The organism is Calditrichota bacterium (assembly GCA_013152715.1).
Classification (GTDB): Bacteria; Zhuqueibacterota; Zhuqueibacteria; order Thermofontimicrobiales; family Thermofontimicrobiaceae; genus 4484-87.
The window spans coordinates 20,138-29,756 of the sequence record JAADFU010000118.1 but is presented as its reverse complement, the minus strand read 5'-3'; the positions used below and the strand labels follow the sequence as shown (position 1 = coordinate 29,756).

The window sequence follows — 9,619 nt, the reverse complement described above, 5'->3', positions numbered from 1 at the left end:
GTCTAAAAATGTTGAATCCCTTCGGGATTCAGAGATAAAAAGAATTACTGGTCACTTTTCAGTGTCTTTCTTATTTATCTACCTGTTTTTTATAAAAACAACATCAAAGATGTTGAACATTTGCAGGAGAAATGAAGTTCATTTTGAAAAGGCAACCCTGAAAGGGTTGAACGTTTTTAAATTAATTATGAAAAAATGAGAATCATAAATTTTCGAAATCATTTTTTCCGGCAAAAAAAGTTATTTTAATCTATAAATTTCCAAAATTTTGGGGGACATTCAGATAATAATGAATTGCGCTTGAATTTGCCGTGCAAATTTTTTGTATTGCTCTACAAATCACACGAGGAGAAACTCCCATTTTGCAGACAGAAAAATTGAACACCATCGCTCTCGTACTTTTCACATTTTTGATTTTTATCATTATCTTTAGCTGCAAAGATAAAATTTCGGATCCGCCAGAACCGGAAGAAAGCGTGGAACTCACGTCATCACATCCCGGTTGGCAGAAACCAAATTGCTGGCAATGCCACCAGCCGGAAAAAGTGCACCCAGACAGCAATTTCACCGTCGAAAAAAATCCGCCGTACACTTGCGTCGAATGCCACGGCAACAATGGCGCGCCTAAAGGCCATCACCAAGTTCCGCCGTGCGGGACTTGTCATTTACAAAAGCACAGCGAGATCGGCTTTCCTGATCCGGAATCGTGCCAGACGTGTCATGTGAATTAAATTAGAACCTTCTCAAATATATTGAAAAAAATCTTGCAATTTTTCCAAAAACGTCACAAATTTCTATAAAATTAGGAAAAAATGAAAGGGGAAAAACATGGCAAAACTGGGAAGCGAACAGAAAAAACGGCGGATTATGTTGTTGAAAAATGTGAAGAGCACGGATGGCGTTACATCATCGGATTTGAGCCGGACAAGCCGGAAGATATTTCGGATCTGGAAAAAATGCTAAATCCGGCGCAGCCAGTCAAATCAAATAAAATTGGTCGTAATCCCCCCTGTCCGTGCGGCAGTGGGAAAAAATACAAAAATTGCTGTGGTGCATAAAATTGAACCAGCTAAAGACACTTGACCCTTTCAAAGGTTTAAGCCCTTTGAAAGGGTTGCCCCAAAAAGAATGCCATCGAGCCGTCCTGTTTCCCAAATCTATTTCGTCACGGTAACCGTGCGAGACGTGATAGTGAGATAGCCGGTAAAAATGTTGAGAAGAATGTCCACCGCTGACGCCTCGGTTTTTATTTCATAATCCTTGGCATCGCCAGCCATATCGCGGGTGTCTATTTCATTCAATGGCGCTAATCCCCATAACGCATACCATTGTCTTTTCTGTACGGTTATTCCTTTTTTAGCACCAACGCCAATTTTGTGTATATGTGCCGCACAACCCATCATCATGACCAAACCGACGATTAAAATCAATGCCACAACTTTTTTCATGCGTTTCACCTCCTTTCGGCGATTCATTTTTGAATTGATCCAATGGACGACTCGATGGCTTCCATGTATTTTACATAATTAGATTTGGGAACGACGTAATCGAGCTGAAAGCTAATCTCATTTTTCCGCGGGAAGAATAATTTGAATTGCACCATTTCATCGCTCATGACCAGCGACTGGTAAATTTGAAATTTGTGATAACGATAACGCGTTTGCCGAATATTGTCGTTTTTCGCCGTTTTTCGGATCATCTGCTGGTAATTCTCAATTGCATCTTCACTGGCATGAAAATTCATCAATTCCGAAAGAATGCAAATAAACATATCTTCTTCATTCACAAAAAATTTGATCGGCACGACAACGATATTCTCCGCTGCGTTAATTTGACTTTTCAACTGTTCCGCCAGCGGCGCCGTCTGAGAATCCGGTAATTCCTGGCAGCCTTTCGGCGGCGAGAAAGAAAATCCAAGGGTTTCGCTGCGGAAACGCTCCGCCAGCAACTCAGGTTTGACGCGGAACTCCATCTCATCGCGATCTTTGGCGCAACTGAAAATCAGAAAGAATACACTCATTAATAGCAGCAATCTGTCAATTTTTGTCAAAATATTTTCTCCCCGGAATGATTATTTTCATTTATGAGAGTTGCCAGATAAAACACCGACACATTAACGCCTGAGGCATCATGAGATTCATCAGTAGGAATTTCAACCTTTAATTTTATTCATGAATTCTCGCGTCAGACTTTTTTACCAGCGGCAATGCCACATCCCTTTCCAGAGGAAAAAGCCGCATCACGCCTCTGGCGCATTTCAATTCACACTGACCGCAGCCGATGCATTTGCTCGCATCGAGGACGATTTTGTCATTTTCGAGCTTCAGCGCGTTCACCGGACAAAACTTCACACAGAGACCGCAGGCGGTACAACGATCAACGTCCACTATTTTTGCCAGATAATGCGCCTTCACAAACAGCGGCAGCAAACCGCGATTGTACGAACCGAGAATCCCGCAACAGTCCCAGCAGCAATTGCAAATCGCGATTTCCGGTAAATTGATGTCCTCGCGGTCGTGAAAAACCTGGTGCACAGCGCCTTTCTTTTGCAAAACCTCGATGAGTTCCAGCACCTCGGATTTGGAAATGTATCTGCCAATGCCGTATTTGACGATGTATTTGCTCCGTTGTCCGATGACAATGCACGACTCCGCCGGATGCTCAAAAGCGCAAGGCTCGTCCACCATTTTGTGCCACTGTCGACAAAAGCAATGCAAAACCGCGATCTCATTTTTATCGCCGTATTTTTCGATCAACTCGAACACGCTCTTCGCCGGATAAATTTGCGTGTCCGAAGCTTCCACTTTTTGATTTAGTTGAACTTTGACCGGTTTCTTTTTTTCTGTTTTAGTGGCTGCAAAAATTTGCTTATGCGGCGTGCCTTTTCCCACTTGCAAATTCAACAAATTCCGCGCCGGAAAGCGATTGAATTTCCCCCAGAATTTGAACAGTTCATCCACTTTGCGCGCGAATTCCTTTTTCTGCTCGGTCTTCTGACCATCGGAAAGATAAATCTCAAACCAGCCCACTAAAATCGGCGCCAGTTTGAAATATTCTGTTCCATCATCATCGTATTCACTCCACAGCAAACCTTTTTTGAGCATTCCGGTGAGGAAGTTTGAGAAATCTTCTTTTGATAAATTTGCACCAGCAAAAGCTTGTTCAAAAGTAAATCGTTCTCTGCCCATTTTCAGCAGAAAATCATTTTCCTCAGGCGTAATCACCACATCGAAACATTCCAGCAATTGTCTCGTGACCGGAATGCCGGTGATGTTTTGCTGATTCATCAATTTTGCCAGTTGGCGGAGTTTTTGATAGCGTTCGGAAGTCATAAATTGTCTCCAGAGTTTGTGAAAAAGTAAAAATCTGGAATAGCACGCGGATAAACCGCCAAAAAGATGGCGGTCGTTCCGCACGGATGACACGGATTTACGCGGATAAAAAAGAAAAAATTCCGGAATAATGCGCTGAAGCCGGATCCGCGTGCATTTTCAATAAAAATTCTTTGTGTCTTTGTGAGGAGACAAAAATCTACCTCAACAAAATATTCGCATAAGTCGTAATGAACAATCCCAAACACAACCAACCCAGAGCGCCTTCGATCATCACCAGTGCTTTGTTCAATTTGCCAGACGGATACCAATCGCCGATGCCAATAGTCGTGAAAGTGGAAAATGAAAAATAGAAACAATACCAGAAAAAATCAAAATTGTAGCGCGATTTTGGCATCAAGCCCAAGCGTTGCATGAGTTCGTCCGTGCCGATAGAAGAGATGATGTCCTCTATCAAATCCTGCTTTTTCTTTTTAAAATTAAATTCATCGTCTTTAAAAATTTCTTTTATCTGCTTCAATTCCAGCTTGCGAAGTTTGCTGGCGACTTTGTCTCTGGCGATTAGATGCTCCTCCAGATTGGAAATTCGCGTGGGCATGAAAAAATAAATCACCGCAAAAAAGCCGACGATAAAAAGCGTGAAAGGAAAAATCCATAGCGGCTTCACCCCATAGCCGCAGGAGAAATAGTTCACATGATTAAAAATCATCAATCCAATGGCTCTGGCAACGTCAAGCGGATTATACCAGTGCGTATTTGGCTCGCGCCAGTAGAAATTCCAGAAATTTCTCCTTTCAAATTGTTTCCAGTAAAAATAGCAATCATCGGCGTCCTTAATCAGGGAAAAAACATTGTAGTTGGATTTCAGCAAATTGTAAAGATTACCGTAAGTTTTCAGACGATCTTTTTTCACTTCAATTACAATTTTATCCTTCAATTGCTGCCAGGGGAATTTCATATAGCCCTGATAGCTGGTATTGATCATCTGAAATGTCGCTGACGGAGAAAGTTTAATATGAGGAAAATTCAGCGGCGATTCAAAAGACGAATTAATGAATTCCAGCTTTTTTTCAATGGACTTAACATTGCTGGAGTAAAAATTATTCACTTTGGTGTTATCAAACATCAGAGACGTGAAATCTCCGACAATATGCAGTTCATCAATTTCGCTGTCGATAAATTTAACCGTATTTTCTATTGGTTTGATGCCGGATAATTTATATGCGCCGGCAAAAATTTTAGCGGATTTGACATTACATTTATGAAAATGGTGGATGAACGAAGGATAGCCGCGACGGGGCCAACTGGAATCACCGCTCCACATATTCAAAGTAAGACTATCAATTTCACAACCCAGAAATGTAGTTTTCAGGTATTTATAAAAGAGCACCTGATCTGCCATTGTTTGCTCGGGCTTGAGTAACAACTTGAGCGTGCGACGCTGATGATCGGTTTGCACGATACATTGGGAAAAATAATATTTTGTATTGGAAAAATATGTGCGTGGATTATAATTTTTCACATTGACGTTTTCGAAGAAGACATGATTAATCTTTTCAGTGATCGGGATTTTTTCAAAGTCAACAACAATATTTTCAAGCAGGCTGCGACTCCTGCCGCCCTGTCGCTCGAAATAGGGATTCACGCAAAAGAGCACATCTTCCCACTGAAAAAAAGTTATCTCATCAACTTTCAGAGCGCCGTAGCAAGCTCTGGCAGCGGGATCCGCGTATTCGTCGAGTTGCTCATAGCCCTTTTTATCGGAAACCAGAAAAAACTTTCTTAATTTCTGTCGAACTTCTTCCTCAGAGAGTAGCGCGATTTCGTTGGCTAAATCGATTTCTTTGCCGTAACTGGTGAAAAGATAAAATTTTCTTCCCTGACGGAAAATTTTTCCTGCTTTTTTCAGGCTATCAAGTTTTGTGTGCCAGCGTCGATTATATTCTCTCACCTTCTCGGCGAGAGCGGTTTTGTCAATGACCACATCTTTCGGGAGGAAACTCAACATGCGAGCTGTTTCGGAAAGGATGTTCAACAGCAAATCTCGCGTGTCAAGTTTGATAATTAAATCATAATTTATTTCACCGCGACTTCGCGGTTTAAAATGGCTTCCTCGTATCAGTTCTATTGGCTCACCTCTGACGTCAAAATATTTTTCTTTTCTATCGACTCGTTTCAGGAATGCCACCCCTGCCGGAAAACTTGCCGCTGGTTTTCCATCAGTATCAAAATATCGTTCTTCGATGGGTATATCGGTTTGCCCGTATTTGAGAGCGATAACTGCGTAATCCTGATAATTGAGCATTAATTTGCCATCTGAATTGAGAAATCTGATTTCAACGGGCTGATTTTTATCGTTGTATTTGACCCAGGTTTGGTAAACGCCCTTTTCGTTTTTAATCGGCTGATTGTCTTTATCAAAATATTGCTGGACGATGATTTTTTTGCTGGCATCGAGCGTGGAAATTATTAAAAAAATATTTAAGGAATTAGTCGTCCGCTGGCCTGTGCTATCCAGGAAGTGGCGGTAGTAGCCATTTTTTGTGAAATGAATTTCTTCGCCAAAAACACCGCCATCTCTGTTTCTCATGGGCTGATCGTTTTTGTCATAAAATTTTCTTGTAACCAGAGAATCCGAGTATGAGAATATAATTTTTGCAACTTTTTCCTCCGTATCAGAGAAAATCAGCCCATAAGCCATACCCTCGATTCGCGTGATTCTGCCTGAGTCGTCGTAAACAAATTTATTGCAAATTGCCTTTTCAGCTTCGCTTTCAGACAAAGAATCAACGCCGATGAAAGAAAAATTCAGCAGATTTATGCGGTAATTTTTGAAGTATTTAATCCTGGCTGCAAAGCTGCTGGTGGCAGATGAGAAAAGAAAGATGAGCAAGAGCAAAACGGAATACCATTTTTTCATTGTCGGAGTTTTTCTCCTCAATTTAAATATCTTCCTTTGCAAGTTTATTTGCCAAACGCAAAGCACAAAGTTCATTATGAGATCGTCTGCTGTTTGCCACTTGGAGAATAGTTTTCTCTACTGCGAAAGGCACGAGGAATTTGCATCAATCGCTGCCTTTTTGATTATCGATTTCTAATTCTCCGGACATTCTTCGCGCCCTTTGTGTTTTGAAAAACTTTTATTCAGCCTTCGGAGATGAAATTCTAATTTAAAGAAGAAATATTTGAGCTCTAGTTTAAAAACGGAATAGCCGCTGGTAATCAAGAGTTACTGTTGTCTCCAGCCAGCGATAAAATTCATTGATTTCTTTCTCGTTCATTCCCTTTTTTCGCCATTCTTTCAATTTGATCTCTGTCTGCTGAAAAATCAGATCTTCCAACGGCAAAATTCTCTGCAAAATTCCGGTTCCTTCCTGATTCATCACAGCGGCTAAATTCAGATAATATTTTCCATTACCGCGCGTTACAGGAAAACATTGCTTCTTCAGTTGCATTGCCCAGTCGCACAAAGGAGCATTTCCTGTCTCGTCAGCGACCAAAATCGAGGGGAGATTTCTTCCGCCTTTCACCCAGACAGGCGTCGCCACAGCGCAAAGCTGAAATCCCATAATTGTCCACATCGTCGCCAATTCCGGAGATTCTCCCGGTTTCACGCCGTGAACCACAAACGTGGAAGCTGAACTGTGTCTGGGAATGAAATCGCGGAAATTGACCATCACCGGCGAGTCTTTCTCTGAAGGCAAATTTTCTGTCAAATCAATTCCGGTCAGAGAATGTTTCAGGCAGCGCGACACCTTTCGCAAAATGAACCGCGCGGACAAATTTTTCGTCGCGGTTGCCATGCGAAAAAGTTCATCCGCGTTCTCGTAACGAATGTAGCCGTAACCCTGATCCGTGTCTCGAGAAAACGAATAATTGGTGCGAATGATGTATCCGAACGGCGCTGTGCCGGGGTCATTGGCGTCAAATTTGCGAAAATCGAAATTCCCGGTCTCAAAATACGCAGCGCCTCCATTGGCATCGATCACTCCAAAATTGGCTTCCACGCCCAGCGGTTTGGGCAGTGTATCCAGAAATGCCTCGAAATCATCCACTGTCGCGCACACTTGCAGCGCCATCTTCATCAATCGCCCCTCTCGATCCTTCACCGAAGTGGTATCGTGCAGATTCAAATTATACGAAGCCGAATTCATGATAGCAAATCCAGCGCTGTTCAATCCTGCCCATACGGATTTGCCGTTTTTATCCGTGGAATTCACCACGCCGATGTAATCAAATTTCCCGTCGGAAAAATACATCAGCTTATTTTGCAGAGTACTCGTGTCACGATGTTTGAACAACAGGGGCCTGCCGTCAGCAGTGAATTTGCCGGAGATGACGGCGGTGGTGCAGGGATAGACATGTATTGCGCTAACAAAGAAAAATAGGGAAACAAATAAAGCCATTATTTTTCTAGTAAGACTCATTTTTCTCCAGTCCTTTTTCATTTTATTCCAATTTTAATTAGTTTTAAAACTTTGATTATTTATTCCTATCCTTGAAATTTTTCCTGACTCGATACATTCTTTCAGTAAAGCCACCTTCTTTCAAGAAGTCGCTTTCAAGTCTTCGCTTTAATTGATCTAGCAAATAGTTTGTCTGATGAACGATACATATTATTGTATTAGCTGCTATTTCTTTTGATTTTTCCTCAATGTAAGTCCTATATGACACATACGACCGATTCTCTTGAAAGCCAATTTGTCTTATCGCTAGAGCCTTTGGATCATTTTTATCCCATAAAGACAAATTATTCTGTCTCAAAAAATCCTCATAATCCAAAAGAAGTTCTTCCAAGCTGGCGCGGGCGATTCCAATTAATTTTAGTTCTATCTTTTTTGATGTCCCCGAAGCCATACTCCCCTCGGCAATATTCTGTTTACCACTACGAGCTGCCTGAACCATTTGATCGTGCGTGCGAGACCTTATGTTTATAAAACGATTGCAAAATTTAACAGTGGCATCATATACAATCTCTGCCATTTGATAGGCTTTTAGATTGCGATAGCCGCCATGCGATGGGATTAAATTCTGATTGTCATGCAATTCTGTTTCTCCCTGATTGTGATATGAGTTTGGTTAGCCCAGTCAAAGTATTTGATAACAATTATTTATTTTCCCCAACTCTCCAAAAAATCTTCCAGACCGCAAACCACTAAATTCTCATCCAACTCGTATGATTCACCAGCATCCGGGACAATGACATAATTTTTATCAGTTCCAACATCTTTAATAGCAATCGTCAAACTTTTCGTCTTTTTTGGACTATCGGTGAATTTTATCTCTACACAGGAAACCGGTGTGAACTTTTCCGTAATCACCAGATCGCATTCAGCTCCATCTTGAGTCCGGTAATAGAAATATTCATAGCGATTTCCCAGAACCGAAATTATCTGTTCAATCACATACCCTTCCCAGGAATGTCCCAATATCGGATGTCCCAAGAGAGAATTGAAATCATTTATTCGCAAGAGGTGATGCAAAATGCCGCTATCACGCAAATATATCTTTGGTGATTTGACGAGTCGTTTTCTCAAATTAATAAAAAATGGCCTTAATGAGCGAATCAGGAATGCATTCTCCAAAAAATTTAGATATTGAGAAACCATCGGAACGCTGATTTCAAGGGATTTTGCCAGAGTGCTTTTATTCAAAACTTGACCATGTCCATGCGCCAACATCGAAATAAATCGATACATCGTCGGCGATGATGCACGCAAACCAAGAACGGACAAATCTCGTTCAATGTAAGTCATAATGAAAGAATTGAACCATTCATCCCGAATATTGTCATCTTCAATAAAAAAAGGTTCAGGAAAACCGCCGCGCAGCCAATGATTTTGCATATTACTTACGGAACTAATTTCCATGAAATTGAATATTGAATGGTGTTAATTCTGTATAAACAATTCTTCCTGCGAGAGTTTCGTTACTCAATTTAAGTAAAGTTGGATTAGCCGAACCCAGGACAATAAAACGCAACGGTATTCTGTGTTGATCTATGACGGAACGAAGAACGGGAAATAAATCTGGTTGTCGTTGGATTTCATCAATAATGATACAGCTATCCAGATTGTTCATGAAATAGGAAACAGGATTTTGTAGCCGCGCCAGATCAGTTGGATTTTCAAGGTCTAAATAATTCGTTGGCTTGGGAAGCTTTGATTGCAACATTTTTGCCAGAGTCGTTTTTCCCACCTGCCTGGGACCTAAAATCGCGATCGCCGGAAAATGCTCCGCTAATTTAAGTATTCTCTTTTCTAATAGCCTTGTAATCATTATTTATT

At 41.2% G+C, this 9,619-nt stretch carries 8 protein-coding genes and 1 pseudogene; 2 read left to right on the top strand and 7 right to left on the bottom strand.

Going from position 1 to position 9,619, the window contains the following annotated elements; genetic code table 11:
• The first annotated feature begins 362 nt into the window (after positions 1 to 362).
• Together GXO74_09505 and GXO74_09500 are read left to right on the top strand one after the other, a co-directional pair.
• The gene (locus tag GXO74_09505; protein ID NOZ61904.1) at positions 363 to 731 is read left to right on the top strand and encodes a hypothetical protein; all 369 of its coding nucleotides are present in this window, start codon (positions 363 to 365) and stop codon (positions 729 to 731) included.
• An 81-nt stretch (positions 732 to 812) separates the two neighbouring features.
• Positions 813 to 1,058: a hypothetical protein gene (locus GXO74_09500; GenBank protein ID NOZ61903.1), complete on the top strand. Its 246-nt coding sequence runs from the start codon at positions 813 to 815 to the stop codon at positions 1,056 to 1,058.
• Between the two features lie 99 nt (positions 1,059 to 1,157).
• Here GXO74_09500 and GXO74_09495 read toward each other — a convergent pair whose 3' ends face one another.
• The 7 genes and pseudogenes from GXO74_09495 to GXO74_09465 form a co-directional block, all read right to left on the bottom strand.
• Positions 1,158 to 1,448: a hypothetical protein gene (locus tag GXO74_09495; GenBank protein NOZ61902.1), complete on the bottom strand. Its 291-nt coding sequence runs from the start codon at positions 1,446 to 1,448 to the stop codon at positions 1,158 to 1,160.
• Between the two features lie 23 nt (positions 1,449 to 1,471).
• Positions 1,472 to 2,050 carry a hypothetical protein gene (locus GXO74_09490; GenBank protein NOZ61901.1) on the bottom strand — a complete coding sequence of 193 codons (579 nt, stop codon included), beginning with the start codon at positions 2,048 to 2,050 and terminating at the stop codon, positions 1,472 to 1,474.
• A gap of 115 nt (positions 2,051 to 2,165) precedes the next feature.
• Positions 2,166 to 3,332 (bottom strand): 4Fe-4S dicluster domain-containing protein, encoded by a 1,167-nt coding sequence (locus tag GXO74_09485; protein NOZ61900.1) that lies wholly within the window; start codon positions 3,330 to 3,332, stop codon positions 2,166 to 2,168.
• 199 nt (positions 3,333 to 3,531) lie between these two features.
• On the bottom strand, positions 3,532 to 3,930 hold the full coding sequence (locus GXO74_09480; GenBank protein ID NOZ61899.1) for a two pore domain potassium channel family protein: 399 nt from the start codon (positions 3,928 to 3,930) through the stop codon (positions 3,532 to 3,534).
• 2,599 nt (positions 3,931 to 6,529) lie between these two features.
• The gene (locus GXO74_09475; GenBank protein ID NOZ61898.1) at positions 6,530 to 7,738 is read right to left on the bottom strand and encodes a hypothetical protein; all 1,209 of its coding nucleotides are present in this window, start codon (positions 7,736 to 7,738) and stop codon (positions 6,530 to 6,532) included.
• Between the two features lie 76 nt (positions 7,739 to 7,814).
• Positions 7,815 to 8,378 (bottom strand): four helix bundle protein, encoded by a 564-nt coding sequence (locus GXO74_09470; GenBank protein ID NOZ61897.1) that lies wholly within the window; start codon positions 8,376 to 8,378, stop codon positions 7,815 to 7,817.
• A 65-nt stretch (positions 8,379 to 8,443) separates the two neighbouring features.
• Positions 8,444 to 9,611, bottom strand: a pseudogene (locus GXO74_09465) (ATP-binding protein).
• Positions 9,612 to 9,619: the final 8 nt, after the last annotated feature.